This window comes from Streptomyces sp. NPDC087215 (genome assembly GCF_044744885.1).
Taxonomy (GTDB): domain Bacteria; phylum Actinomycetota; class Actinomycetes; order Streptomycetales; family Streptomycetaceae; genus Streptomyces.
In genome coordinates this window covers 24,273-50,865 of the sequence record NZ_JBIUZD010000015.1, presented here as the reverse complement: position 1 = coordinate 50,865, position 26,593 = coordinate 24,273, and the positions used below count along the sequence as shown (strand labels likewise).

Below are 26,593 nucleotides of genomic sequence, written 5' to 3'. Positions count from 1 at the left end.
CCACGACCGCTGCGGTACAGATCACGAAGGGGCTGCTACCGGCCTGCCCCTACCCACTGGTCACTTGCGTTCGGTGAGCGCGGGCCCGCACGTCCGGGTTCACGGCCGGGTCATGCGCAGCACGTCCAGCGCCTCGTCGAGCTGCTCGACCGTGAGGTCGCCGCGCTCCACGTGGCCGGACTCGATCACCACCTGGCGGATGGTCTTCCGCTCGGCCAGGGACCTCTTCGCGATCCTGGCCGCCTCCTCGTAGCCGAGGTACTTGTTCAGCGGGGTGACCACGGACGGCGAGGACTCGGCGTACTCCCGCGCCCGTTCGACGTTGGCCGTGATCCCGTCCACCGTGCGGTCGGCGAGCAGCCGCGACACCCGGGACAGCAGGCGCACGGACTCCAGGAGGTTCTTCGCCATCACCGGCAGCATGACGTTGAGCTCGAAGTTCCCCGCCGCTCCCGCCACCGCCACCGTGGTGTCGTTTCCGGTCACCTGCGCGGCCACCATGAGGACGGCCTCGGGGATCACCGGGTTGACCTTGCCCGGCATGATCGAGGAGCCCGGCTGGAGGTCGGGGAGGTTGATCTCGGCGAGTCCGGTACGGGGTCCGCTGGCCATCCAGCGCAGATCGTTGGCGATCTTGGTGAGCGAGACCGCGACCGTACGGAGCTGCCCGGACGTCTCCACCAGCGCGTCGCGGGCCCCCTGCGCCTCGAAGTGGTCGCGGGCCTCGGTCAGCGGCAGTCCGGTCGCGCGGGCGACCTCCGCGATGACGGCGGCGGAGAAGCCGGGCGGGGTGTTGATGCCGGTGCCCACCGCCGTACCGCCGAGCGGGAGTTCGGCGAGCCGGGGGAGCGCGGCGCGCAGTCGTTCGACGCCGTACCGGACCTGCGCCGCGTAACCGCCGAACTCCTGGCCGAGGGTGACCGGCGTGGCGTCCATCAGATGTGTGCGGCCGGACTTCACCACCGTCGCGAATTCGGCTGATTTTCGCTCCAGCGCGGTGGCCAGATGGTCCAGGGCGGGGATCAGGTCGCCGGTGACGGCGGCGGTGGCCGCGATGTGGATGGAGGAGGGGAAGACGTCGTTGGACGACTGGGAGGCGTTCACGTGGTCGTTGGGGTGCACCTCGCGCCCCTCCGGCAGCCGCTCGGTGGCGAGGGTGGCGATGACCTCGTTGGCGTTCATGTTCGACGAGGTGCCCGAGCCGGTCTGGAAGACGTCCACGGGGAAGTGCTCGTCCCAGCGCCCCCCGGCGACCTCCGCGGCGGCCGAGGCGATGGCGTCGGCGCGGTCCCGGTCGATCACCCCGAGGTCGGCGTTGACCCGGGCGGCGGCGGCCTTGATCCGGGCCAGCGCCTCGATGTGGGCGCGTTCGAGCCGCTGGCCGGAGACGGGGAAGTTCTCCACCGCCCGCTGGGTCTGGGCCCGCCACTTCGCGTGCGCGGGCACCCGCACCTCTCCCATCGAGTCGTGCTCGGTCCGGTAGTTCTCGGCCTGGTCGTTCTCGGTCATGTCTCTCAACCTCCCAGAAAAGATGAGCACTTGTCTTGTTCCATGTATTCCCATCGGGCGTACCGGCCAGTAAAAACCGTGGGTAACCCCACTTCCAGGAGGCGCAATGAGGCGCACCAGGTACAGACTCCGCTGGCCCATCGCCGTCGTCGCCGCAGCGGCGGCGGCCCTCGGCTCCATGACCGCGGCGAGCCCCGCCGCGGCGACGGGAACCGGCACTTCCGCGGTCACCGTCGCACCCCTCCCGCCCGATCTGGAGGCGATCCGCGCCGCCGAGGCCACCAGGATCTACGGCGACCCGGCCGAGCGCCCGCTCGCGCAGCGCAAGACCGGCCTGATCTCCCTCGGGGACAGCGAGATCTCCGGCGAGGGCGTCGGCAGCTACGAATCCCCCACGAACGGCCCGACCAACTGGTGCCACCGTTCGCCCGACGCGGCCATCCACCGCACCGGCATCCCCGCCGACCTCACGTTCAACGTGGCCTGCTCCGGCGCGTACACCGGCAACATCCGCATCGGCGGCTCCAAGCAGTACGCCGACGAACTGGTCCAGAGCGACAGCCTCGCGATCAAGGCCCGCAACACCCGGATCAAGATGGTCCTGCTCGTCGCCGGAGCCAACGACGACCTCCAGTTCGGTCCCGTCATGACCGACTGCGTCACCCGCTACCTGCTCAGCCAGGGCGCCTGCGAACCCAAGTACGCCTCCGGCTGGCAGGCGCGCGTCGACGCGCTCGTGCCCAAGGTCGAACAGACCGTCCGGGACCTCAAGACCGTCATGCGCGACGCCGGGTACGCCGACGGCGACTACAAGCTCGTCGTCATGGGCTACCCCAGCCCGATCGGCCCCGACTTCAAGGACAACCCCGACTTCCCCGGCAAGCTGATCTGCGGCGGCCTCGGCTACGACTCCGACACCGTCTGGGGCCGCAACACCGCCGTACCCGCCTTCGAGCGGGGGATGCGCGCGGTGGCCGCCTCCACCGGAGCCGTCTACCTCGACAACTCGCGCCTCTTCCACGGCCACGAGGTCTGCATGGAGGACACCTGGGCGCGCGGCCTCTACATCGACCTCTCCAAGCCGGGCACCCCGGACGAGAACTCGGTCCGGCAGTCCTTCCACCCCAACGCGCGCGGCCACGCGGCCTTCGCGTCCTGCCTCACCCAGATCTACGGCTCGGGTGCCCGCGAGGCGAGCTGCGCCGACGTCAACTCCTCCGGGACCCCGACGCTCTTCCCGCTCGCCTGGGACGACGTCTACCAGCCGCTGAGGAACCAGGCGACGGGCAACTGCCTCGACGTCGACTCCTCCTCCTCGGCCAACAGCACCGCCGTCCTCGGCTGGGACTGCCACGGCGGGCGCAACCAGGGCTGGTGGTACGACTCCGCCCGGAGCACCGTCCACACCCAGCTGACCCAGGACCGCTGCCTGGACGTGCCGGGAGCCGTCTACCAGACGGGCAAGGCGCTCATCATCTGGAACTGCAGCGGCGCGGCCAACCAGAAGTTCGTGCGTGACGGCGCCACGATCCGTCCCGCCTCCGCGACCGGCCTCTGCCTCACCCAGAGCGCCGCGAAGCAGCCGGTCCGCCTCCAGAACTGCGACGGTTCCGCGAACCAGAAGTTCGTGTGATCCGAGCGGGCTCCGCGGACCGGGAGTCCGTGTGACCCGAGAGGGTTCCGCGAGTCAGGAGTCCGTGTGATTCCGGCGGACGCCGTGGCCCCCGCCCCCTCACCGGGGGGGGGGGGGGGCCACGGCGCGTCCGGGCCCCGGGGCCTCGCGGGAGGGTTGGGTCCGTCCCACGGAGGCCTCGGGAAGGCCGGTCGGCCCCGTAGGGCTCAGGGGGCCGTCCTCAGGCTCGTACGGGCCAGTTCGTACGCCGGGAGCATCGCCTGGTGCTCCGCCGTGTCGAACCCGCCGAGGTGCACGATCACCGTGCCGCCCGGCGCGGTGACGGCGAACGCCCGCTCCTTCTTCGACTCCTGGGTGAGCTCGTCGAGGACGGTGTACAGCACCTCCGCGGCGAGCACGGACCCCGCCCCCGTCCCGGCCGTGGTCTCCCGGAGGGCGATCCCGTAGGGCTGCTCCCCGGCCTTGACGAAGCCTTCGATCGCGGACGCGGGGTTCCCGCCGCGCACCGTCCAGACCCGTAGGAAGCCGATGTTCCCGGCGGGCTTCGCGTCGATCTCGCAGACCATCTCGGCGGGCCCCTGGCGGAGCAGCTCGGCGAGGTCCGGGTCCTCGGGCGCCTCGACGGCCCGGGGCTTCCACCCGGCGGCGATCCCGAAGCTCACGGGCAGCGGGCAGGCGCTGCCGTCGGCCCCGACCCGTGCGACGGCACTCGCGCCGGACGGCGTGGAGGAGGGCGTGGGGCGGGGCCCCGGGGTGGCCCCGGCGATGGGCTCCGGGCCGCCGCAGCCGGTGAGCAGCACCCCCGCGAGGAGCACGGCGAGGACGGGGACGGTCCGGGTGGGAAGTGTCATGCGCGCCAGGCTAGTCACGGCCGGAGAACCGCCCCCCGGCCGCCCCCGGAACCGTCCCCCGGCCGCCCCCGGAACCGTCCTCGGTACCGCCCCCGGCCATCCCCGGAACCGTCCTCGGCCAGGACGGCTTCCCGTCGTGGTCCGGGAGTTCGAAGGTCCGCCGCCGGGTGGCCGGACCGCACCGCGGAGCCCTCCGCGCGGCGAGCGCCCACACGACGGACGCCCCTCCGTCCCGTGGGACCGAGGGGCGTCCGTCCCGCCGTCGCGGAAGGCGGTGACGGTCAGCCGAGACCCGGGCCGCGGACCGGGATGTGGGTGAACGTCGGCTCCGGGGCCGGGTTCTGGAAGAAGTCGTTGCCCTTGTCGTCCACCACGATGAACGCCGGGAAGTCCTCGACCTCGATCCGCCAGACCGCCTCCATGCCGAGCTCCTCGTACTCGACGACCTCGACCTTCTTGATGCAGTCCTGGGCGAGCCGGGCCGCGGGGCCGCCGATGGAGCCCAGGTAGAAGCCGCCGTGGCTGCCGCACGCGTCGGTGACCTGCTGCGAGCGGTTGCCCTTGGCCAGCATGACCTTCGAGCCGCCCGCCGCCTGGAACTGCTCCACGTAGGAGTCCATCCGGCCCGCCGTCGTCGGCCCGAACGAACCGGAGGCGTACCCCTCGGGGGTCTTCGCCGGGCCCGCGTAGTACACCGGGTGGTCCTTCAGGTACTGCGGCATCTCCTCGCCCGCGTCGAGCCGCTCCTTGATCTTGGCGTGCGCGATGTCGCGGGCCACGACCAGCGGTCCGTTGAGGGAGAGGCGCGTCTTGACCGGGTACTTGGTCAGCTCGGCGAGGATGTCGTCCATCGGCTGGTTGAGGTCGATCGTGACGACCTCGCCCGCCTCCAGGTGGGAGTCCTCGGTCTCCGGCAGGAAGCGCGCCGGGTCCGTCTCCAGCCGCTCCAGGAAGACGCCCTCGGCGGTGATCTTCGCGAGGGCCTGACGGTCGGCCGAGCAGGACACCGCGATGGCGACGGGCAGCGAGGCGCCGTGCCGGGGCAGGCGCACCACGCGGACGTCGTGGCAGAAGTACTTGCCGCCGAACTGCGCGCCGATGCCGATCCGCTGCGTCAGCTCGAAGACCTTCTCCTCCAGCTCCTTGTCGCGGAAGCCGTGGCCGGTCTCGGCCGAGCCCTCGGTGGGCAGCTCGTCCAGGTAGTGCGCGGAGGCGTACTTCGCGGTCTTCAGCGCGAACTCGGCGCTGGTGCCGCCGACGACGATCGCCAGGTGGTACGGCGGGCAGGCGGCGGTGCCCAGCGAACGGATCTTCTCCTCCAGGAACTTCATCATGCTCGCCTCGTTGAGGACGGCCTTCGTCTCCTGGTAGAGGAAGGACTTGTTGGCGGAGCCGCCGCCCTTGGCCATGAAGAGGAACTTGTACGCGCCGCCGTCGGTCGCGTACAGCTCGATCTGCGCGGGCAGGTTCGAGCCGGTGTTCTTCTCCTCCCACATGGTCACCGGGGCCATCTGCGAGTAGCGCAGGTTCAGCTTGGTGTAGGCGTCGTAGACGCCCTTCGACAGGGCCTCCTCGTCGCGGCCCGAGGTCAGCACGTTCTGGCCGCGCTTGCCCATCACGATCGCGGTGCCGGTGTCCTGGCACATGGGCAGGACACCCGCGGCGGCGATGTTCGCGTTCTTCAGGAGGTCGAGGGCGACGAACTTGTCGTTCGAGGACGCCTCGGGGTCGTCGATGATCCGGCGCAGCTGCGCCAGGTGCGCCGGGCGCAGGAAGTGCTGGATGTCGTGGATCGCCTCGGCGGCGAGCGTCCGCAGCGCCTCCGGCTCGACCTTGAGGAACGTACGGCCGTCGGCCTCGAAGGTGGAGACGCCTTCGGAGGTCACCAGCCGGTAGGGCGTGGTGTCCTCTCCCAGGGGGAGCAGATCGGAGTACGCAAACTCTGGCATGGGGGCCATTCCTCACTCGGCAAAGACGGCGCACCGCCTCCGTTGGCCGTGCGCCCTCCAGCGTAGAACGCGGGCCGCGGTGCGTTCCTGTGAGGTAAGGCTCACTTGGGGTCCACCGGCCTTTCCGGCCGGCCGAGGGCGGGGCCGGGGCCCCAGGGCCGGGGCAGGTCGGGGTCGGGGTCGGGGTCTGGGTCTGGTACGGCTCTGGGTGCGGTGGGTGCGGTGGGTGCGGTGGGTGCGGTGGGTGCGGTGGGTGCGGTGGGTGCGGTGGGTGCGAGAGGTGGGGGAGGTGGGGGAGGTGGGGGAGGTGGAGGAGGGGGCGTGAGAGGTGCGGGAGGCGGGTGGTTCCGTGTGGCCGGGCCCGTGGGCCGTCCGGGCCGGCCTTCGCGCTTCGAACGGCGGTGCGCGCGGTGGGTTTTCCACAGGCGGCGGCCCCGCCCCCTGGTCGCGATCTATCGCGTTTCGCTAGGCTGGGTCCGTGGACCTCGAAAAGAAGCCCGACCCCGACATGCAGCCGCAGCCGAAGCGCCCGGTCTCGCCCGCCGAGACCGCCCCGGCCGAGACCGTCTTCGCCGATCCGCCGGGCTCGCTGCGGGCCTCGGACGCGGACCGGGACCGGATCGCGGACATCCTCAGGGACGCCCTGGCCGAGGGCCGCCTCGACGCCGAGGAGCACTCGGACCGGATCGACGCGGTGTACCGGGCGAAGACCGTCGGTGAGCTGGAGCCGATCGTCCGCGATCTGCCCGGCGCCCGTACCCACCAGGAGTCCGAGCCCGCGTTCGCGTACGGCCCGGACGACTCCGAGGGCCCGGCGGACAACCTCGTCGCGATCTTCTCCAGCACCACCCGCAAGGGCCGCTGGCGGGTGGGCCGCCGGACGAACGCGTTCGCGCTCTTCGGGAACATCGAGATCGACCTGACCGAGGCGATCTTCGCCCAGCGCCTGACCACCATCAACGCCACGTCGATCTTCGGGAACGTGGAGGTGCGCGTCCCGGAGAACATCAGCCTGCGCGGGAACGGCAGCGGGATCTTCGGCAACTTCGAGGTCGTGACCCTGGAGGGCGTCGATCCGCAGGCGCCCGTCGTCGTCATCAACGGCTACTCGGTCTTCGGGAACGTGGAGGCCAGACCCAAGCGCGGCAAGTGGATCACCAATCTCCAGGACCGGCTGCGCAAGCACCTCGACTGACGGCCGGGGAGCCCCCTTCGGGGTGACCGGAATTCGTCGTCGGGTCTCCGCAGTGCGGAACGGCGCGGTACGCGGTGCATAGGCGCGCGTACAGCGGGTAGGGCTGGTGCATCGCCGCTCGCTCGCGAAGCCGTCGTCAGGAGTAGACCGTGCTGCAACTGCCGCATCAGCCCCTCCAGGTCGCCGCCGTCCCCCCACAGCGCGCCCCTGCCCGGGAGGACGAGGCCGGGCCCTGGCACGGTGAGGCGGCCTGCCGCCGGGACGAGGCGGGACTCTTCTTCGCTCCCTCCAAGGAACCCACCGCCGCGCGGCTGGCGCGCGAGGCTGCGGCCAAACGGGTCTGCGGACGCTGTCCCGTGATGATCGAGTGCCGGGAGCACGCGCTGCTCCAGCCCGAGCCGTACGGGGTGTGGGGCGGGCTGACGGCCGCCGAGCGCCGGGTCGCCCTCGCCCGGCGCAGGCGCCGCGAGGTGGAGATGCGGAAGGCCACGGCGGGCGAGCGGATCGCACAGGCGGGCTGACGACGGGACCGGCACCCGGCCCGAACCCGGTCCGAGGGCGTCCGACCCGTACGGGAAGGGGCGCCCCCACCGCACATGGGGGCGCCCCTCTTCGTACCGTCCGGCTGTCTTCCCGGTCGGTCCGCCGGACCCGTTCGTCCGGCCGGACCGTCCCGGTCAGTTCGCCCGGTCGAAGTCGATCTTGCTGTACGCGCGCAGCTTCGAGAGCCGGTGCGTGGAGTCGATCTGGCGGATCGTGCCGGACTTCGAGCGCATGACGAGGGACTGCGTGGTCGCGGTCTCCGCGCGGTAGCGGACCCCGCGCAGCAGCTCGCCGTCGGTGATGCCGGTCGCGACGAAGAACACGTTCTCGCCGCTGACCAGGTCGTCGGTGGAGAGCACCCGGTCCAGGTCGTGGCCCGCGTCGAGCGCCTTCCGCCGCTCCGCCTCGTCCTTCGGCCACAGCTTGCCCTGGATCACACCACCGAGGCACTTGATGGCGCAGGCGGAGATGATGCCCTCGGGGGTGCCGCCGATGCCCATGAGCATGTCGACGCCGGTGCCCTCGCGGACGGCCATGATCGAACCGGCTACGTCGCCGTCCGAGATGAACTTGATCCGGGCGCCGGTCTCGCGGATCTCCTTGACGATGCCCTCGTGGCGGGGGCGGTCGAGGATGACGACCGTGATGTCCTCGGGCGAGGAGTTCTTCGCCTTGGCGACCCGGCGGATGTTGACCGAGACGGGAGCGTCGATGTCGACGAACTCGGCGGCCTCGGGGCCGGTGACCAGCTTGTCCATGTAGAAGACCGCGGACGGGTCGAACATGGTGCCGCGGTCGGCGGCGGCCAGGACGGCGATCGCGTTCGGCATCCCCTTGGCGTTGAGCGTGGTGCCGTCGATCGGGTCGACGGCGATGTCGACCTCGGCGCCGGTGCCGTCGCCGACCCGCTCGCCGTTGAAGAGCATGGGGGCTTCGTCCTTCTCGCCCTCGCCGATGACGACGACGCCGTTCATCGAGACGGTGGAGATCAGGGTCCGCATGGCGTTGACCGCCGCGCCGTCCGCGCCGATCTTGTCGCCGCGGCCGACCCAGCGGCCTGCGGCCATGGCGGCTGCTTCGGTGACACGGACCAGTTCGAGGGCGAGGTTGCGGTCGGGGGCCTCCGGGGAGACCACGAGCTCGGGCGGCAGGTTTTGCTGCTCGGTCATCGGAACGCACCTTTCTGTACGGCGACGGCCGGAAAAAAAGAGGGTGCTGTGACTCTATCGCTAGGCCGATAAAATGAGCAGAGGGGCCCACGTATGAGCGCGACACCCTGATGCGACCATGGTGTGCGTGGCAGCTAAGCGAGGCAGGCAGACGGTACGCGGGATGATCCAGTCCCTCGGGGTGATCTTGGTCGCCGCAGGTGTGATGTATTACTTCATCCCGCACGACGAGGGCGCCGACCCGGTCCCGGCGAAGGACTACCGGGTCGAACTCCTGACGGCCCAGCGGGCGGCGCCGTATCCGGTGCTGGCCCCCGAGGGCCTCGGCGAGGGATGGAAGGCGACGGTCGTCTCGTACAAGCGCGGGGACGGCGACGCCTGGCAGCTCGGTTTCCTCTCCCCGGACACCCAGTACGTGGCGCTCCACCAGTCGACGACCTCGCCGGGGACGTTCGTGCCGAAGGTCACCCAGCAGGCGAAGAACACCGGGAAGACCCAGACGGTGGCCGGTGAGGTCTGGCAGCGCTGGGAGGGGCCGAAGTACGACGCGCTGGTCCGGACGGACGGCGGTGCGACGACGGTCGTCACCGGCACCGCCTCGTTCGAGCGGTTCGCCGAGATGGCCGGCTCGCTCCGGGCGAAGAAGGCGTAGGGACCGCCGGAGGGACTTCGGTTCTTCGGTTCTTCGGCTCTGCAGTTCTTCGGTATTTCGGTATTTCGGTATGGGGAAGGCCCCGCGCTCCGAGGAGTGCGGGGCCTTCTCCGCGCCGTCGTGGCGCCGCCGTCCGTGATCAGACGGTGGTGATGACCTCGTCGTACGAGAGGCGCGGGGAGCGCGGGAACCAGGCGTCCTCGCCCGGCTTGCCGATGTTGACGACCATCAGGGGGGTGTGGTCGTCGTCCAGGAACTCCTTCCGGAGGCCGGAGAAGTCCAGACCGGTCATCGGGCCCGCGGCCAGACCGGCGGCGCGGACGCCCACGATGAAGTACGCGGCCTGGAGGGCGGCGTTCATGACGGCGGACTGCTCGCGGACCGGGCGCTCGCCGAAGAAGAGGTCCTTGGCCTGCGGGAAGTGCGGGAGCAGCGCCGGGAGCTCCTCGTGGAACTCGTTGTCGGCGGAGAGGATCGCGACGAGCGGGGCGGCGGCGGTCTTGGCCTGGTTGCCCTCGGACATGTGCTTCACCAGGCGCTCGCGGGCCTCGGGGGAGCGGACCAGGGTGACGCGCAGCGGGCTCTGGTTGAAGGCGGTGGGGCCGAACTTGACCAGGTCGTAGATCGCCTGGACCTGCTCGTCGGTCACCGGCTCGTCGGTGAACGTGTTGGCGGTGCGGGCCTCGCGGAAGAGGAGGTCCTGGGCGGCGGGGTCAAGAACGAGAGACATGCGGCGTACCTTCCGGACTGCACAAGGGGGCGCTCGTGGGGTTCAAGCGATGTCCTGGACAGTACGCCCCTGATTGGTGAAACTTCAACTAACCCATCCGGATAGTGATCCGTTTCACGTTCGAGTCTACGGCAGGCGCGGGAGGGGGAGGGGAGGGGGCGCCGATCTGGTGTGGGTGTGGGGCAGGGTGGTGCGAGGCGAGGCGAGGCGAGGCGGGGCGGGCATGGGTCCTTGTGCCCGGCGGGCCGGGGTCCTCACTTCTCGTGCCTGATGGGGAGGCACGGCCACTCTCCGCGCCCGGCCCGGACGGCGGCTGTCGCTCCACGCGCCCGCCGGGGCCCGTTCTCAGGCCCGGGGGCGGGCGGCTACGGTCCTTCGCGCCCCCGGCCGGGGCTCGGACTCCCCTCGCGGCGGCCGTCGCGGGGTACCACTGCTCCCGCCCATGGGACGGGGCAGCCCCTCGTCGTGCTCGGAGGGGCGGGACTACCCGCTCCTGGCGCCATGCCGGATGCCACCGACCCTTCTGGTGGCGGGTGGCGGCTGTCACGAGGCTTCGCGGGGCCTTCGCCGCTGACGCCGATGGCGCGGCACGGCCCCTTTCCGCGAACGGCGGCGCGGGGCAACCACCCCCTGCGCCATGCCGGGCCGCCACTGACCCCTCGCGTCGGGCGGCGCGGGGGCACTGCCTCTTGTGCCCAGTGGGGCGGCACGGTCACTTTTTACGGCCGAGGGCCCGGGGCCGCGCCCTTCGTGTCGTGCCGGGCGCCGCTGACTCTCGCGTCCGGCTGCGCGGTCACTCTTCCTGTCCGGGGCGCGGGGCTGCCGCCCCTTGCCTGATGCCGGGTGTCACCGACCCTCCCCGCACCAGGTGGCGAGGGCCAGTCCTGTCCCGTCCGGACAGGGTGGCGCTGTCCCTCTTCGTGCTTCGTGTCCTGGGGGGCGCAGGCTCGCAGCCCCCCACGTCCGGCGGGTCGAGGCATCGCTTCCCGCGCCCGGTGAGGCGGCACGCCCCTTCATCGCGTCCGGGGCGCGGGACCGGCCCTCTGCCGCACCGGCCCAGGTGGCGCGGATCATCGCTTCTTCCGCCTGGCGGGGAGGCGCATCCCCCGTAGGGCTTCTGGCGGGGCGGCGCGACCCCCGGGCGGTACGGCCCCCGCGGGGCTACCGCTCCTCCTGCTCCCCGTCGGCCTCGGCCGCGCGCTCCGCCGCGAGGGAGGCGTCGAGCCGGGCCCGCGCCCCTTCGAGGCGACGCCTGCACACCTTCGCCAGCTCCTCACCGCGCTCCCAGAGCGCCAGCGACTCCTCCAGGGACGTGCCGCCCGCCTCCAGCCGCCGGACGACCTCGATCAGCTCGTCCCGCGCCTCCTCGTACCCGAGCACCGCCCCGTCCGCGCCCTCCGCAGTCCCCGCGTCCGCGCCCTTCGCCATCTGCCGCTCCCTCTGTCTCCTCCCCGGCTCCGCGCCGGGGTGCTGTCTCACGTAGATCTTCGGCCGCCCGCTCCGACCGGCCCCGACCGGATCAGGCCCGATCGACCGGATCAGGTCCGACCCGGTCAGGCCCGATCGACCGGATCAGGTTCGACCAGGTCAGGCCCGATCGACCGGATCAGGTTCGACCAGGTCAGGCCCGATCGACCGGATCAGGTCCGACCCGGTCAGGTCGCGTCCGGCACGCGGCGGACCGCGAACTCGCCCTCCGCGACCCGTGCCCGCAGGTCCTCGCCCTCCGCGACCTCCTCGGGGGAGCGGACCACCGACCCGTCCGCCCGCTGGAGCACCGCGTACCCCCGCTCCATCGTCGCGGCGGGCGACAGCGCGCGGACCCGCGCCCGGGTGTGCGACAGCTCCGAGTCCGCCCGGTCCAGCAGATGCCCCAGGACCCGTCTGCTCCGGGCGAGGAGTGCGGCGACCTCGTCCTCGCGGACCTCGACCATCCGCAGGGGCCGCTCCATGACCGGCCGCGCGAGCGCGTGCGCGAGCCCGCGCTCCTCCCGGTCGAGGAGCCCCCGTACGGTCCGCAGGCCCCGGTCCCGGAGCCCCCGTACCCGGTCCAGCTCCTCCCCGACGTCCGGTACGACCTTCTTGGCCGCGTCCGTCGGAGTCGAGGCGCGCAGATCGGCCACCAGGTCGAGCAACGGCGAGTCCGGTTCGTGCCCGATGGCCGAGACCACCGGCGTACGGCAGTCGGCCACGGCGCGGATCAGCTGCTCGTCCGAGAACGGCAGCAGGTCCTCGACGCTGCCGCCGCCCCGGGCGACCACGATCACGTCCACCTCCGGGTGGGCGTCGAGCTCCCGGACCGCCCCCACGACCTGCGGAACGGCCTTCACGCCCTGCACCGCCACGTTCCGCACCTCGAAGGCGACGGCGGGCCAGCGCCGCCGGGCGTTCTCCAGGACGTCCCGCTCCGCCGCCGACGCGCGCCCGCAGACGAGCCCGATCCGGTGCGGCAGGAACGGCAGCGGTCTCTTCCGGTCCTGGGCGAAGAGGCCCTCGGCGGCCAGGCTCCGCTTCAGCTGCTCCAGCCGGGCGAGCAGCTCGCCGATGCCGACCGGCTTGATCTCCGACGCCCGCAGCGACAGCTGTCCGCGCGGCGCGTACCACTCGGGCTTCGCGTGCACGAGCACCCGCGCGCCCTCGGACACCACGTCCGCGACCGAGTCGAAGACCTGGCGGTAGCAGGTGACGCCGATGGAGATGTCGTACGAGGGATCGCGCAGGGTCAGGAAGACGACCCCGGCACCGGGGCGCCGCGACAGCTGGGTGATCTGCCCCTCGACCCAGATCGCCCCGAGCCGGTCGATCCAGCCCCCGATCAGCCGGGAGACCTCGCCGACGGGAAGCGGCGCTTCGGAGGACGTAGTCAGAGCCATGGACCGAGCGTAACGGCGCGGTACGACAACGTCAGGGGTGCGGGACGGGGGAGTACGGGATGCGGTCCCCACCCGTCACACCGCCCCCACCGAGCCGAAGCCGACGTTCCGGTCCCGGCACACACCGCCCTCATCGGACTGCCTGACCTTGTCCGGTTCCGTCATACCGACCCGACCCGACCCGACGCGACCTGGCCCGACCCGATCCGACCTGGCCCGACCCGACCTGGCCCGACCCGACCCGACCTGGCCCGACCCGACCCGACCCGACCTGGCCCGACCCGACCTGGCCCGACCCGACCTGGCCCGACCCGATCCGGCGCGATCCGACCTGGCCCGACCTGACCCGGCCTCGGCCGCCCCCGCCCACTTGGCCCGCCCCCTCTCGCCGCCCCCCCGCTCACCGCCCCCCCCGCTCACCGCCCCGCCACCGGTCGTCTCACCGTCCCGCCGGTGTCCTGCCCGCGCCCTGCACCGCCAGGACCACCAGACCCACGCCCAGCCAGACCACGCCGACGACCTGTGCCGCCGGTGAGGCACCCACGATCACCGCGACCAGGATCGCCGCGCCGACCACCGGCAGGACCACGTGCTTGAGGACGTGCGGCGGCCCCTCCGCGCGCCGGACCGCGAACCAGCCGACCACGCTCGCGTGCAGCAGGACGAAGGCCGTCAGCGCGCCGACGTCGACCACCGACACCAGATGGTCGAGGCCGTCGCTCCGCCGGGCCGCCCACAGCGCCGCGGTCATCGTCACCACCGCCGACACGAGCAGCGCGACCCTCGGCACACCCCCGTCCGTCCGGGCGAGCACGTGCGGCAGACGCCGGTCGCGGCCCATCGCGAACAGCAGTCGCCCGCCCGCCGCCTGCCCGGCGAGCGCGGCGAAGGCCGCCCCGATCGCCTTCGAGGCCGCCACCAGGTCGTGCAGCCAGTTTCCCACCGAGGCGTTGACGGCGTCGTAGAAGGCCGTTCCCTGCTTCTCCGGGTCGGCGGCCAGCTCGGCCGAGGAGAGCGGTTCGAGGAGGGCGGCCAGCCAGGACTGCGCGACGAACAGCAGACCCGCGAGGGCCAGACAGAACAACACCGCCCGCGCGACCTTCGCCGACCCGCCGGTGACCTCCTCCGCGAAGGAGGCGATGGCGTCGAAACCCAGGTACGACAGGACGGCCACCGACACCGCCCCGATCACCGCCGCGGACGAGAACGAGGCGTCCCCGACGAGCGGCGACCACCAGTCGCGCCGTGCCCCGTCCCGTACGAGCACCACCACCGCGGACACCACGAAGACCAGCAGCACCACGATCTCCATCGCGAGCACGGCGAGGCCGACGCGGGCGGCGGCCCGGACGCCCCACAGATTGAGCAGCGTGGTGACGACGACGGCGATGCCCGTCCACACCCACCGGTCGACCGCCGGGACGAGGGACTCCATGGCGATGCCCGCGAAGAGGTACGCGACGGCCGGGATCAGCAGGTAGTCGAGCATCGCCATCCACCCGGCGATGAATCCCGGCCCTTCTCCCAGGCCCTTGCGGGCGTAGGCGAAGACCGAACCGGCCTGCGGGGCGACCCGCACCATCTGCGCGTAGCTGAACGCGGTGAACGCCATCGCGACCGTGGCCACGACGTACACCAGTGCGACGGCCCCGCCGGACCTGGCGTCGAGCGTCCCGAAGACGCCGACGGGCGCCATGGGAGCGATGAAGAGCAGGCCGTAGACGACCAGATCACGGAACCCGAGGTTCCGACGAAGCCCCGAATGTCCGGCGCCGTCACCGTGCGCCGCCACCTGCGAATCCTCGGCCATGGGCACAGTTTCGGCCACGATGCCGATCAAACCCTTCACCGACGCGGCCTTACGATGGGACGCATGACTGCAACGCCCGCGCCGACGCCCGATTCCGCCGCTGCGACGAACCGCCCGAAGCGTGTCCTGCTCGCCGCCCCCCGCGGCTACTGCGCGGGCGTGGACCGTGCCGTGATCGCGGTGGAGAAGGCCCTGGAGCAGTACGGTGCGCCGATCTACGTCCGCCACGAGATCGTCCACAACAAGTACGTGGTCCAGACGCTGGAGCGGAAGGGCGCGATCTTCGTCGACCAGGCGACCGAGGTGCCGCCGGGCAACATCGTGATGTTCTCCGCGCACGGCGTCGCCCCGACCGTCCACGACGAGGCCCGCGACGGGCTCCTGAAGACGATCGACGCCACCTGTCCGCTGGTCACCAAGGTCCACAAGGAAGCCGTCCGCTTCGCCAACGAGGACTTCGACATCCTCCTCATCGGCCACGAGGGCCACGAGGAGGTCATCGGCACCTCCGGCGAGGCCCCCGACCACATCCAGCTGGTCGACGGCCCCGGTGACGTGGCGAAGATCGAGGTCCGCGACCCCGCCCGGGTCGTCTGGCTCTCCCAGACCACGCTCTCCGTCGACGAGACGATGGAGACGGTCGACGCGCTGAAGGAGAAGTTCCCGCAGCTGATCTCCCCGCCGTCGGACGACATCTGCTACGCCACGCAGAACCGCCAGATCGCGATCAAGGAGCTGGCCGGCCAGGCCGAGCTGGTGATCGTCGTCGGCTCGAAGAACTCCTCGAACTCGATCCGCATGGTCGAGGTCGCCAAGCAGGCGGGCGTCCCCGCCGCGTACCTGGTCGACTTCGCGACCGAGATCGACGAGGCGTGGCTGGAGGGCGTGACCAGCATCGGTCTCTCCTCCGGCGCCTCCGTCCCGGACGTCCTGGTGCAGGAGGTCCTGGAGTGGCTCTCCGAGCGCGGCTACGCCGACGTGGAGATCGTCAAGACGGCCGACGAGTCCCTCACCTTCTCGCTGCCCAAGGAGCTCCGCAACAAGGACCTGCGGGCCGAGGCGGCGAAGCTCCTCGCCACCGCGCCCGTCAAGGAGTAACTCCGCGCCGCAGCCCTTACCGTGGGGTCCATGAACGTCTTCGGAGTGGACATCGGCGGATCGGGCATCAAGGGTGCCCCCGTGGACCTGGAGCGCGGCGCGCTCGCCGAGGAGCGCTACAAGGTCCTGACCCCGCAGCCCGCCACACCCGACGGTGTGGCGGGCTGCGTCGTCGAGGTCGTGGAGCACTTCGGCTGGACCGGACCCGTGGGGGTGACCTTCCCCGGGGTGGTCACCGGCTCCACGGTCCGTACGGCCGCGAACGTCGACAAGTCCTGGATCGACGTCGACGCGGGCGCCCTGCTGGGCGAGCGGCTGGGCGGCCGGCCCGTGACCGTCCTCAACGACGCCGACGCGGCCGGGACCGCCGAGATGACCTACGGCGCGGGCCGGGGCCGCGGGGGCACCGTGATCCTGCTGACCCTCGGCACGGGCATCGGCTCGGCGCTCTTCGTCGACGGCCGCCTGGTCCCGAACACGGAGCTGGGCCACCTGGAGCTGAAGGGCCACGACGCCGAGACCAGGGCCTCGACCAAGGCCAAGGAGGACGAGGACCTCACCTGGGAGCACTGGGCGAAGCGCCGTCTGACCAAGTACCTCGCGCACGTGGAGATGCTGTTCTCGCCGGAGCTCTTCATCATCGGCGGCGGGGTGAGCCGCAAGGCGGACAGGTTCCTGCCGCTGATCGAGGGCATCAGGGCGGAGATCGTCCCGGCGGAACTCCAGAACAACGCGGGCATCGTGGGCGCGGGGATGACGGCGGGGACGGGCTGAGCAGGGGCTGAGCGCGGGCTGCGCACGGGCACGGTCTGATCAGGGGAGCGCGGGGGTACGGGGTACGGGGCCGGGCATCGCCGGGCCGGGGCCAGAAGGTGCCGGGCCGGAGGCGGAACGGGGGGCGGGCCTGGTCGGACGGGCCGGTCCCGGGGGCGGCGGCCCGCCCGGGGGACGGGCCTCGCGTCAAGAGCCCCGGGCGAGCCCCGGCCCGGCCCCGGGCCCTGGCGCTGGGCCCGGTGCCCCGCCGCCGGGGTGCCTCTCAGATCACGGGACGACGGCGCGGGGCCGTATTGCGGGCGGCCTCCCCGGGCCCGGCACCGGGAGCGGCTCCGGATCCGGGCCCGGCACCCGTACCGGCCCCGGAAGCACCCCCGGGGCCCTTCCCGGCTGCGGCTGGGGCTGCTGCTCCGGCGCTGGGCGACGCGGGCGCGGGGGCGAGCCGGGCGGGGTGCTGGCGCCGCCCCATCTCCCGCACCTTCCGGACGCTGGCGATGAGCCCGGCGACGAGCGTGCCGCCGTACAGCCACCCGGCGTGGACGGCGAGCGCCGTCACGACGGCCATGGCCTGCCCGCCGAAGCCGCCGGTGCCCCCGGCGACGGGGACGACGCCGACGGCGAAGGCGATGGGCACGCTGATGGGGGCGGTGACCAGGTCGGCGGCCCGTACCCAGAGCGCCGTGAGGGCGCTGACCGGCAGGAACAGCAGCCCGTAGACCAGCGGGGAGCCGTCGAACAGCAGCAGGTCGAGGAAGCCGAGCGCCAGCATGACGGCGGAGGCGAAGAGCCCCGCGCCGAGCCCGGTCAGCCGGGGTGCCGGAAGGCGCCGCAGGGCGAGGACGACGGGCGGCACCGGACGGCCGCCCGGCGGTCGCCCGGCGGCTCCCGGGGCCCCCGCGCGCTCGACGCGGGCGCCGCCGGGGCCCCGCCGGGTCCTGCCGGTCACCCGGTACACGGCGGCACCCTCCACGAGCGCGCCGGGCGGCGTCGCGGGGGTTTGCGGCCGTCGGCGGCCTTGCGGCTGACTTGTCCTGTGCTGCTCCACCCCCCCAACGTAGGTCGGGTAGGGGCGGGAACCGGGTCCGGGACACGCCCTTTGGGTGACCTTGCCCCTGAGAACGACCGAAGGTCGGCGTCACTGGCCGGTTCGACCCGCCCGTAAACTGGGGGATCGGCCCCCCGTCCACACCTTCAGGAAGTCGCCACCGTGTCGCTCACGATCGGAATCGTCGGTCTGCCGAATGTCGGCAAGTCGACCCTGTTCAACGCCCTGACCAAGAACGACGTACTGGCGGCCAACTACCCGTTCGCCACGATCGAGCCCAACGTCGGCGTCGTCGGCGTCCCGGACGCCCGTCTGACGAAGCTCGCCGAGATCTTCGGGTCGCAGCGCGTCCTCCCGGCGACGGTCGACTTCGTCGACATCGCGGGCATCGTGCGCGGCGCGAGCGAGGGCGAGGGCCTGGGCAACAAGTTCCTCGCGAACATCCGCGAGTCGGACGCGATCTGCCAGGTCATCCGCGCCTTCAAGGACGAGAACGTCGTCCACGTCGACGGCAAGGTCTCGCCGAAGGACGACATCGAGACGATCAACACGGAGCTGATCCTCGCGGACCTCCAGACGATCGAGAAGGTCCTGCCGCGCCTCCAGAAGGAGTCGCGGATCAAGAAGGACGTGGCGCCCAAGGTCGCGGCGGTCGAGGCGGCCCAGGCGATCCTGGAGCGCGGTGACACGCTCTTCTCGCAGGGCATCGTCCAGGGCACGGAGAAGACGGAGCTCCTCCACGACCTGCACCTGCTCACCACCAAGCCCTTCCTCTACGTGTTCAACGTGGACGAGGAGGAGCTGACGGACGAGGCGTTCAAGGCGGAGCAGAGCGCGCTGGTGGCCCCGGCGGAGGCGATCTTCCTCAACGCGAAGCTGGAGCAGGACCTCGCGGAGCTGGACGAGGAGGACGCCATGGAGCTCCTCCAGTCGGTCGGCGCGGAGGAGCCGGGCCTGGCCACCCTCGCCCGCGTGGGCTTCGCGACCCTGGGCCTCCAGACCTACCTGACGGCGGGCCCGAAGGAGTCCCGCGCCTGGACGATCAAGCAGGGCGCGACGGCCCCGGAGGCGGCCGGTGTGATCCACACCGACTTCCAGAAGGGCTTCATCAAGGCCGAGGTCATCTCCTTCGCCGACCTCGTGGAAACCGGCTCGGTAGCCGACGCCCGCGCCGCCGGCAAGGCCCGTATGGAGGGCAAGGAGTACGTCATGCAGGACGGGGACGTGGTGGAGTTCCGCTTCAATATTTAATTGAAGCTTCAATCAAACTTCCTGCACTGGAAAGGTGCATGTCAAGTGGGGTCCATCAGTCCGAGATGGGCCCCTCTAGCGCCTCATTGCAGCCCAGTGGTGCGTTTTGGTGCTGGGTGCTGCCCCAGAGGGCCGGAAACGATCACCCCTCAGCACTTGTGGCCACCCCTGGGATGCTGTCCCGTGCTGACAATGCGATCTCGGTGCTTCCTCCGGAGGCAGCTCGCGGCAGAGAGCGCAGGCTTGGCGCTCGAGGCGGGCGCGCCAGTCTGACCCTGCGCGGGCGGCGGGCGCGCGGCAGTGCTTCTTGACTTGATCGGTTTATTCGTCAGAGCGGAGTCCTTAGTTAGGCATACGCTGAGAGGTCTTGTCACAGGTAGGGCCGGATGTGGCCTGGTCGAGGAGCGGCAGCGTATGAGCGGGCAGGCACGGCGTCGTGAGCAAGTTCCGGAGCAGCTGAAGGCAGCAGCCCGGAGGTCTCCCAACTTCGGGCGGCTCTACGCGTTGCAGCCCCTGCTGGCGATCTACGGAACACAGGCCGAGCAGTCCGTCTTCACCAACCCCAACGTCTCGTATGTCGCCTCCGGCCAGTTCGGCGAGGTGCTTGCCGAGGAGCTGGTGCAGCGGGCCGGTGTGCGCGTAGAGGGAACCCGGCAGATCGACCGGCTGGCCGGACTCCAGCGCGCTGGCCTGCTCCCCGGTCGAACTCGGGATGCCTTCGACACGCTCCGCCGGGGGCGCAACGACGCCGCGCACAATCACCTCTTCGACACCAGTAAGGCCCTCAAGGCCGTCGAACTCTGCTTCCAGCTTGGCCAGTTCTTTTCCCGCGCGATCGACAATGTACGAGAGATCGATGCGTTCGTGCCGCCCCAGCTGCCTAGCGAGGTGGCGGGCGGATCCGCCGAGCTGGCCGAGCTCCGCGAGGCGCTCGGTCGCTACCAGCGCACCCTCGCTGAGTCCCGAACCCGCCTCAGCGAGGTCGGTGACCGGCTGGAGGCCGAGCGGCGCGGTCGGGAGGAGGCCGAGAGGCTGACCGAGGCTGCTGAGCGGGCCCGTGCTGAGTCTGAGGCGGAGGTAGCCCGTCACCGGGACGAGATCGAGCGGCTCCGGCGCGCCCACCAGGACCATTACGACCAGGAGCGTCTCAAGCCCCGGCCGGTCAGCGTCAATGCGCGTGAGGCGATCGTCGCCCGCGCCCAGCGGCCCGAGCCGCTCAATGAGGTGCAGGCTCGTGTCCGGATCGACGAGATGCTCACCCGGGCCGGCTGGACGGTCCAGGACTACGGTGACCTCAATCCACTCGCTTCCCAGGGTGTCGCGGTTCGAGAGTTCAGCCTGGCCACCGGCCGTGCCGACTACGTGTTGTACGTCGACGGCGCGATCGTCGGTGTCATCGAGGCCAAACGTGAGGGCACCCCCCTGGCCGGCGCCCTCGCGCAGAACGAGCGGTACGCGGGAGGTGTCCTCAAGGAACACTCCATGGCGGTTTGGCGCGAGAGGGAACCGTTCGCCTTCCGCTACGCCACCACTGGCGCCGAGACGCTCTTTCTCAACCTCCTCGACCCGCACGCTCGCTCCCGCTCGGTTTTCGCCTTCCACCGTCCGGAGACCTTCGCTGCCTGGATGAAGCGGGCCACCGAGCACCCGGACACCCCCACCTTCCGGGCCGCCCTGCGTACCGCGCTGCCGGCACTGGAGTCGCACGACCTGCGTACGGCGCAGGAAGAGGCGATCGTCGGCCTGGAGAGTTCACTTGCCCAGGACAAGCCGCGCGCGCTGATCCAGATGGCCACCGGTGCGGGTAAGACCTATACAGCGGTCACCGAGTCGTACCGGCTGCTCAAGCATGCGCGTGCTCGCCGCATTCTCTTCCTCGTCGACCGCAACAACCTCGGCCGCCAGGCCAAGGCCGAGTTCGACCGCTACAAGACGCCGGATGAGAACCGCAAGTTCACCGACCTCTACAACGTCGACTCACTTGGACGATCCGGTCTCCAGGAGACGTCCTCCGTCGTCGTCTCCACGATCCAGCGCATGTACGCGCTCCTCAAGGGCGAGCCGCTGGAGGACAGTGCTGAGGCAGAGGACCGCGAGGACACCTCTACTCTCGACGAGAATTACATGACCGACAGCCCGGTCACCGTTGAGTACAACCCGGCCGTCCCGATCGAGTCCTTCGACTTGATCGTCATCGACGAGTGTCACCGCTCCATCTATGGCCTGTGGCGCGGCGTCCTGGACTACTTCGACGCCCACCTGGTCGGCCTCACCGCCACCCCTACCCGGCAGACCAAGGGCTTCTTCGACGGCAACATGGTCTCCGAGTACACCTACGAACAAGCCGTCGCTGACGGCGTCAACGTCGACTTCGACGTGGTCACCATGGACTCCTCCATACGGGAGGACGGCGGTGCAAAGATCGATAAGGGGACGACGGTCCGTATCCGCGACCGCAAGACCCGCGCCCAGCGTTACGAGGAGCTGGACGAGGACTTCGTGTACACGGTCGGCCAAATCGGCCGCACGGTGATTGCCGAGGACGAGATCCGGGCCGTCCTCACCGCGTACAAGAACAACTGGCAGCGCTGGTTCCCGGGCCGGACCGAACTGCCCAAGACGCTGGTCTTCGCGGCGAGCGATGACCACGCGGACGAAGTCCTCAAGCAGGTCAAAGAGGTCTTCGGGCGGGGAGACGCCTTTGCCAAGAAGATCACCTATCGCTCCCGGGACAAGGGCGACGACCCCGAGCAGCTCGTCAACGACCTGCGGAACTCGCCGTTGCTGCGGGTCGCCGTCACGGTCGACATGATCGCCACGGGTACGGACGTCAAGTCCCTGGAGTGCGTGATCTTCCTGCGGGCCGTTCGCAGCCCTGTCCTCTTCGAACAGATGAAGGGACGCGGCGCCCGCACGATCTACGCCGACGACCTGAAGGCGGTCACCCCAGACCCGGCCGCGGACCTGGCCAAGGACCGTTTCGTCCTGGTCGACGCGGTGGGCGTCACCGCATCGCCTCTGGTCGACACCCGCCCGATGCTGCCGCCGGACGGCGGCAGTCTCAGCCTCACCAAGCTGATGGACAAGGCGGGTAGCCGCTCGCTGACGGCCGAGCAGGCCGAGACGCTCGGGCGCCGGCTGGCCCGGCTTGACCGCAAGCTCACGAAAGAGGAGCGGGAGCGGATCGAGCAGGCATCGGGCGGGATGCCACTGGCAGACATCGTCCGGAAGATCACCGACGCGGTGGACGTCGACACCCAGGACCGGGCGTACCGGGAAGGCGGCGCGGACCGCGCGCGACGGCTGGTCCACGACTCGGTCGAGACTCTGACCACACACCCGGAACTGCGAAAGCTGATCATTGGCATCAAGCAGCAGCACGACCTCACGTACGACGCGACGACCGAGGTCACGCTGAAGCTGAATGAGGTCCCGAGGGAGGAGCGGGCAGCGAAGGAGCTGGCGGAATGGCGCCAGCTCCTGGAGAGCCGCAAGCACGACGAGGCGGCGGCGGAGGCCATCGCTCTCCAGGTGATCCTCGGTAGCGGCTCGCGGGTGCGGCCGCAGGAGGCGCGGGCCCACCTGAAGGAACTGATGGCGGCCATCAAGGCCACCAGGCGGAACTGGACCCCAAAGGTCATCTGGGACCACTACGAGCTGCTCGGCGAGGCGGCCGAATCGCTGACGACGTCAGCCGGCTTGGGTGACCTCATGAACCTGGTCCGCTACACGCTCGGCGCGGACGACCAGCTTCGCCCGTATCGTACGGTGGTCGAGGAGCGTTTCGATGGCTGGCTGCTGCGGCAGAGCCAGGCGCGTGCGGAATTTACAGATGACCAGCTGTGGTGGCTGCACCGGATCAAGGACGCGATCGTGGTCGATCTGGGAATGGAACGTGAGGACTTCGGCCACATGCCGTTCTCCGAAAAGGGTGGCGGCCCAGGTTTCGCGAACACCTTTGGCGGTAGGAACCAAGCGCTGGAACTGTTGGACGAGCTGAATCGGGAATTGGCTTGAGCAAGGGAATGGGCGGGTTGCCGGAGGGGTGGGCTTGGGCTCGACTTGGAGGCGTTGCTCAGTGGGGAAGCGGAGGGACGCCGAAAGCTAAGGCTTCGGAATACTACGGCGGCACCATTCCGTGGGCAGTGATCGGTGACATGGATGATGGAGTGCTTCGCGAGACGGTACAGACCATCACGGATGCCGGCCTCGCCGCCAGTTCCGCGAAGTGGATTCCTGAAGGCGCCATTCTCATTGCAATGTACGGATCGATCGGCAAGTTGGCGATCGCCGGAATTCCAGTCACTACGAACCAGGCGATCGCGCATGCGGTACCTTTCCCTGAAGTGTTGGATGCGAAGTATCTGTTCTGGTACTTGCGCAGTCAACGCGGTCGGCTCATTTCGTCGGGAAAGGGAGGGACGCAGCAAAACATCAGCCAGACCGTGCTCAAGCAATGGCCGATTCCTCTGCCCCCGCTCGCCGAACAAGAACGCATCGTCGAGGCTCTCGAAGAGCAGATCTCCCGGCTCGACGCAGCAAGCATGATGCTGAAGAAGGTGCGGTCGCAAGGGTCTGCCCTGCAGAAACAGATGGTCAGTGCTGTCATTAGTGGGCGGAGACGAGCTGCAGGAAGTGAGGATGACGCTGGCAATTTCCTCTCGCGAGTGGATGATCAAGTTGCGCGCGTAGCGGGAAAGAAGCGTTGGGCCCAAATCCGGAATCCTGAAGCAACCGAGCTCTATGAGATCCCTGCCGGCTGGGGCTGGCGCACCCTGGGGTCGCTTTGTCTAGATATTCAGTACGGGACGTCGGCGAAGACGTCGCCGAAAGCGAACGTTGACGATGTTCCGGTGATCAGGATGGGGAATATCCAAGGTGGAGAACTGGATCTAGAGGACCTCAAGTTCCTTCCTGCTAGCCACTCGGATATCGAAAAAACCATCCTTCAAGATGGGGATCTTCTCTTCAATCGGACCAACAGTGCTGAGTTGGTAGGAAAATCGGCTGTATTTCGAAATGAGATGGGGCGCGCAGTATATGCCTCATACTTGATTCGATGTCGTTTCGCTGAAGGTGTTGACCCGGACTGGGTTAACAAGGTGGTGAACAGTAATTTTGGTCGTCGATACATTGCTTCGGTGGTGACGCAACAGGTCGGTCAGGCCAATGTCAACAGCGCCAAAATGGCGTTGATGCCAATTCCAGTCCCTCCGCCAGCCGAGCAGCGGGAGGCGCTGACGGTCTTGCGTGACTGGGAGTCGGCGCTGACCCGCCCGCAATCGGCGGCTGGAGCGGCGGTGAAGCGCGCCGAAGGGCTGAAGTCAGCGATCCTGCGGAAGGCATTCAACGGAGACCTGGTTCCGCAGGACCCCTCTGACGAGCCCGCCGCCACGGTCCTTGCTCGCATCGCCGCCGGGCGCGAGGCCGCCATGCCCGTCCGCGAAGCGGCCAAGCGGGCTGCTCGCCCGCGTAAGGCGACCACTGTTGCCGAGGCGACGAAGGCCGCACCCGCACCAACCCCCTCCCCCTCCGACTCTGTTCAGCAGGAGTTGTTCGACCAGTGACCGCGCTCGCATCCGATACCGCCGCCGAGACCACCGCGGACGACGCTGTCATGCCCTCCGCCCACAACGTCCCCCTCACCGAGACGCCGAAGTCCAAGAAGGCTGCCGCGCAGACCAACACGCTGGTCGCCAAGCTCTGGAACTACTGCAACGTCCTCCGTGACAACGGCATGTCCACCATCGAGTACGTCGAGCAGCTTTCGTATCTCCTGTTCCTGAAGATGGTCGACGAGATCGAGAACGACGAGTGGGGTGGCCGCGACCTCAGCGCCGTTGTGCCCGCCGACTACAACTGGAAGTCGCTCGTCAGCAAGCGCGGTACCGAGCTCGAAGCGCACTACCGCGCCATCCTGGAGCACCTCGGCCGTAAGCCCCGCACCACCATCGGCACGATCTTCGCCGACGCCCAGAACCGGATCACCAAGCCTGCACTGCTTGAGAGGCTCGTCGTCGAGCTGATCGGCCGCGAGGAGTGGACGGTCACTGGTACCGATCTCAAGGGTGATGCCTATGAGGGCCTGCTCGCCAAGGGTGCCTCGGACACGAAGACCGGCGCCGGCCAGTACTTCACGCCGCGAGCGCTCATCGACGCGATGGTGGACGTGACCCGGCCGGGCCCGGACGACACCATCACTGACCCCGCCTGCGGCACCGGGGGCTTCCTGATTGCTGCCCACGCGTACGTCACTCGGCACCACGTCCGGGACATGGACATCGACGCACGCAAGGCGTACGACAGCGGATCCAAGATCTGGGGCAACGAGCTGGTCACCGGTACCGCCCGCCTGGCTGCCATGAACATGCTCTTGCACGGCATCGGCAAGAGCGACGGCCCGAGTCTGATCGACGTCGGCGACGCGCTTGCCGAGAAGCCGAGTGGCCGGCACGCGAGTCTGGTCCTCGCCAACCCACCCTTCGGCCGGAAGTCCGCGATCACGGTGATCGGCCAAGACGGCGAGCTTGAGAAGGAAGACATTCAGTACGACCGTGACGACTTCACGGCCACCACGACTAACAAGCAGCTCAACTTCCTTCAGCACATCATGTCGTTGACGGCAGTCAACGGCCGGGCCGCCGTCGTCCTTCCGGATAACGTCCTCTTCGAGGGCGGCGCGGGCGAGAAGGTCCGCCGCAAGCTCCTTGACGAGTTCGATCTGCACACGATCTTGCGCTTGCCCACCGGCATCTTCTACGCAGGCGGTGTCAAGGCCAACGTACTGTTCTTCGACAAGAAGCCCCCGCGCGCCGACGGCAAGCCGCACACCACCGTCACATGGATCTACGACTTCCGCACCGGCCAGCACTTCACGATGAAGCAGCGCCCGCTGACCCGCGCTCACCTGGACGACTTCGTCGCCCGATACAAGGCCGGCGAGCCACTGACTGCCCGCGTCGGGGATGAGGATGAAAACGGCTGCTGGAAGGCTTACGCGTACGAGGACTTGATTGGGCGCGACAAGGTCAACCTTGACATCACGTGGATGAAGGACCCGGCCTTGGAGGACGCGGACAGCGACCTGGAGCCGGAGGTCATCGCCGAGGAGATCGTGCGCGATCTCCAGTCCGCCCTCGCCGAGTTCGCTGCCATCGCAAAGTCGCTAGGTGCGGATGTGGACGTACCAGAGGTGGAAGAGGTCTAACGACGGCCGGAACGTTCGTTGTCAACGAGCCGGAGAGCTGCAACGCCAAGTGCCTTACAGCTCTCCGGCGTTATCGTGCGATGACTGTCGGTCATTTCTCTGGGGATGGCGATGCTGAAGCCTCTACGATGCACCAACCTCGACGATGAAGCAGCGGCAGCAGGTGCCACGGCGGATACCTCTGGGTCAACCGCCCCACTCTCCCTGAGGCGGCGCAGACGGCAAGTCCTGCTACGTCGTTGCCTGCTCCGGTAGTGAACTGGCCTGCTGTCAACCGCTCAGCGTACGGCTCTGCAACCGGCTG

The 26,593-nt window shown here is 69.8% G+C and carries 19 protein-coding genes; 10 read left to right on the top strand and 9 right to left on the bottom strand.

Annotated elements, in window-relative coordinates; genetic code table 11:
• Positions 1 to 99 precede the first annotated feature (99 nt).
• Positions 100 to 1,509, bottom strand: coding sequence for a class II fumarate hydratase (locus ACIO92_RS28480; protein ID WP_401240825.1), 1,410 nt, complete (start codon positions 1,507 to 1,509; stop codon positions 100 to 102).
• Between the two features lie 106 nt (positions 1,510 to 1,615).
• Between ACIO92_RS28480 and ACIO92_RS28475 the strand changes: the two genes are divergently transcribed.
• Positions 1,616 to 3,142 carry a ricin-type beta-trefoil lectin domain protein gene (locus tag ACIO92_RS28475; RefSeq protein WP_366440093.1) on the top strand — a complete coding sequence of 509 codons (1,527 nt, stop codon included), beginning with the start codon at positions 1,616 to 1,618 and terminating at the stop codon, positions 3,140 to 3,142.
• Positions 3,143 to 3,348: 206 nt separating this feature from the next.
• Here ACIO92_RS28475 and ACIO92_RS28470 read toward each other — a convergent pair whose 3' ends face one another.
• A complete protein-coding gene (locus ACIO92_RS28470; protein ID WP_366440094.1) occupies positions 3,349 to 3,993 on the bottom strand; it encodes a lipoprotein in 645 nt (214 codons plus the stop codon).
• 281 nt (positions 3,994 to 4,274) lie between these two features.
• Positions 4,275 to 5,942 carry a fumarate hydratase gene (locus ACIO92_RS28465; protein WP_366440095.1) on the bottom strand — a complete coding sequence of 556 codons (1,668 nt, stop codon included), beginning with the start codon at positions 5,940 to 5,942 and terminating at the stop codon, positions 4,275 to 4,277.
• A gap of 478 nt (positions 5,943 to 6,420) precedes the next feature.
• On the opposite strand from ACIO92_RS28465, the gene ACIO92_RS28460 reads away from it, so the two are divergent.
• Positions 6,421 to 7,137, top strand: coding sequence for a DUF1707 domain-containing protein (locus ACIO92_RS28460; protein WP_401240833.1), 717 nt, complete (start codon positions 6,421 to 6,423; stop codon positions 7,135 to 7,137).
• 149 nt (positions 7,138 to 7,286) lie between these two features.
• Positions 7,287 to 7,658 carry a WhiB family transcriptional regulator gene (locus ACIO92_RS28455; protein ID WP_351792731.1) on the top strand — a complete coding sequence of 124 codons (372 nt, stop codon included), beginning with the start codon at positions 7,287 to 7,289 and terminating at the stop codon, positions 7,656 to 7,658.
• 156 nt (positions 7,659 to 7,814) lie between these two features.
• Here the strand turns inward: ACIO92_RS28455 and glpX are convergent, their stop codons facing one another.
• On the bottom strand, positions 7,815 to 8,849 hold the full coding sequence (gene glpX, locus ACIO92_RS28450) for a class II fructose-bisphosphatase (RefSeq protein WP_366440096.1): 1,035 nt from the start codon (positions 8,847 to 8,849) through the stop codon (positions 7,815 to 7,817).
• 127 nt (positions 8,850 to 8,976) lie between these two features.
• On the opposite strand from glpX, the gene ACIO92_RS28445 reads away from it, so the two are divergent.
• The gene (locus ACIO92_RS28445; RefSeq protein WP_366440097.1) at positions 8,977 to 9,501 is read left to right on the top strand and encodes a DUF4245 domain-containing protein; all 525 of its coding nucleotides are present in this window, start codon (positions 8,977 to 8,979) and stop codon (positions 9,499 to 9,501) included.
• A gap of 139 nt (positions 9,502 to 9,640) precedes the next feature.
• Here the strand turns inward: ACIO92_RS28445 and ACIO92_RS28440 are convergent, their stop codons facing one another.
• The 4 genes from ACIO92_RS28440 to ACIO92_RS28425 all read right to left on the bottom strand — a co-directional run bounded on the left by ACIO92_RS28440 (position 9,641) and on the right by ACIO92_RS28425 (position 14,914).
• Complete coding sequence (locus ACIO92_RS28440) at positions 9,641 to 10,231, bottom strand: malonic semialdehyde reductase (RefSeq protein ID WP_366440098.1); 591 nt, start codon at positions 10,229 to 10,231, stop codon at positions 9,641 to 9,643.
• Positions 10,232 to 11,392: 1,161 nt separating this feature from the next.
• Positions 11,393 to 11,659, bottom strand: coding sequence for an exodeoxyribonuclease VII small subunit (locus tag ACIO92_RS28435; protein ID WP_366440099.1), 267 nt, complete (start codon positions 11,657 to 11,659; stop codon positions 11,393 to 11,395).
• Positions 11,660 to 11,886: 227 nt separating this feature from the next.
• Positions 11,887 to 13,104 (bottom strand): exodeoxyribonuclease VII large subunit, encoded by a 1,218-nt coding sequence (gene xseA / locus ACIO92_RS28430; RefSeq protein WP_366440100.1) that lies wholly within the window; start codon positions 13,102 to 13,104, stop codon positions 11,887 to 11,889.
• Between the two features lie 439 nt (positions 13,105 to 13,543).
• Positions 13,544 to 14,914, bottom strand: coding sequence for an APC family permease (locus tag ACIO92_RS28425; RefSeq protein WP_401240839.1), 1,371 nt, complete (start codon positions 14,912 to 14,914; stop codon positions 13,544 to 13,546).
• Between the two features lie 54 nt (positions 14,915 to 14,968).
• Between ACIO92_RS28425 and ACIO92_RS28420 the strand changes: the two genes are divergently transcribed.
• Both ACIO92_RS28420 and ppgK read left to right on the top strand, forming a co-directional pair.
• A complete protein-coding gene (locus tag ACIO92_RS28420; protein WP_401240842.1) occupies positions 14,969 to 16,012 on the top strand; it encodes a 4-hydroxy-3-methylbut-2-enyl diphosphate reductase in 1,044 nt (347 codons plus the stop codon).
• Between the two features lie 30 nt (positions 16,013 to 16,042).
• On the top strand, positions 16,043 to 16,786 hold the full coding sequence (gene ppgK / locus ACIO92_RS28415) for a polyphosphate--glucose phosphotransferase (protein WP_366440103.1): 744 nt from the start codon (positions 16,043 to 16,045) through the stop codon (positions 16,784 to 16,786).
• A gap of 262 nt (positions 16,787 to 17,048) precedes the next feature.
• Here the strand turns inward: ppgK and ACIO92_RS28410 are convergent, their stop codons facing one another.
• Positions 17,049 to 17,741, bottom strand: coding sequence for a DUF6542 domain-containing protein (locus ACIO92_RS28410; protein WP_401240845.1), 693 nt, complete (start codon positions 17,739 to 17,741; stop codon positions 17,049 to 17,051).
• Between the two features lie 252 nt (positions 17,742 to 17,993).
• On the opposite strand from ACIO92_RS28410, the gene ychF reads away from it, so the two are divergent.
• From ychF to ACIO92_RS28390, 4 genes are all read left to right on the top strand, one after another.
• Entirely contained in the window at positions 17,994 to 19,082 is a 1,089-nt protein-coding gene (gene ychF, locus ACIO92_RS28405; protein WP_402059842.1) for a redox-regulated ATPase YchF, read from the top strand.
• A gap of 414 nt (positions 19,083 to 19,496) precedes the next feature.
• Positions 19,497 to 23,099 carry a DEAD/DEAH box helicase family protein gene (locus ACIO92_RS28400; RefSeq protein ID WP_402059845.1) on the top strand — a complete coding sequence of 1,201 codons (3,603 nt, stop codon included), beginning with the start codon at positions 19,497 to 19,499 and terminating at the stop codon, positions 23,097 to 23,099.
• Positions 23,096 to 24,649 (top strand): restriction endonuclease subunit S, encoded by a 1,554-nt coding sequence (locus ACIO92_RS28395; RefSeq protein WP_402059847.1) that lies wholly within the window; start codon positions 23,096 to 23,098, stop codon positions 24,647 to 24,649. Before ACIO92_RS28400 ends, ACIO92_RS28395 begins: the two co-directional genes overlap by 4 nt.
• Positions 24,650 to 24,699: 50 nt before the next feature.
• Entirely contained in the window at positions 24,700 to 26,289 is a 1,590-nt protein-coding gene (locus ACIO92_RS28390) for an N-6 DNA methylase (RefSeq protein ID WP_402283361.1), read from the top strand.
• Positions 26,290 to 26,593 lie beyond the last annotated feature (304 nt).

Bases quoted from the DNA above. Each gene is read 5' to 3' on its own strand.
- ACIO92_RS28480 (WP_401240825.1), bottom strand. From the start codon at position 1,509: ATGACCGAGAACGACCAGGCCGAGAACTACCGGACCGAGCACGACTCG.
- ACIO92_RS28475 (WP_366440093.1), top strand. From the start codon at position 1,616: ATGAGGCGCACCAGGTACAGACTCCGCTGGCCCATCGCCGTCGTCGCC.
- ACIO92_RS28470 (WP_366440094.1), bottom strand. From the start codon at position 3,993: ATGACACTTCCCACCCGGACCGTCCCCGTCCTCGCCGTGCTCCTCGCG.
- ACIO92_RS28465 (WP_366440095.1), bottom strand. From the start codon at position 5,942: ATGCCAGAGTTTGCGTACTCCGATCTGCTCCCCCTGGGAGAGGACACC.
- glpX (WP_366440096.1), bottom strand. From the start codon at position 8,849: ATGACCGAGCAGCAAAACCTGCCGCCCGAGCTCGTGGTCTCCCCGGAG.
- ACIO92_RS28440 (WP_366440098.1), bottom strand. From the start codon at position 10,231: ATGTCTCTCGTTCTTGACCCCGCCGCCCAGGACCTCCTCTTCCGCGAG.
- ACIO92_RS28435 (WP_366440099.1), bottom strand. From the start codon at position 11,659: ATGGCGAAGGGCGCGGACGCGGGGACTGCGGAGGGCGCGGACGGGGCG.
- xseA (WP_366440100.1), bottom strand. From the start codon at position 13,104: ATGGCTCTGACTACGTCCTCCGAAGCGCCGCTTCCCGTCGGCGAGGTC.
- ACIO92_RS28425 (WP_401240839.1), bottom strand. From the start codon at position 14,914: ATGGCCGAGGATTCGCAGGTGGCGGCGCACGGTGACGGCGCCGGACAT.
- ACIO92_RS28420 (WP_401240842.1), top strand. From the start codon at position 14,969: ATGGGACGCATGACTGCAACGCCCGCGCCGACGCCCGATTCCGCCGCT.
- ppgK (WP_366440103.1), top strand. From the start codon at position 16,043: ATGAACGTCTTCGGAGTGGACATCGGCGGATCGGGCATCAAGGGTGCC.
- ACIO92_RS28400 (WP_402059845.1), top strand. From the start codon at position 19,497: ATGAGCGGGCAGGCACGGCGTCGTGAGCAAGTTCCGGAGCAGCTGAAG.
- ACIO92_RS28390 (WP_402283361.1), top strand. From the start codon at position 24,700: ATGCCCTCCGCCCACAACGTCCCCCTCACCGAGACGCCGAAGTCCAAG.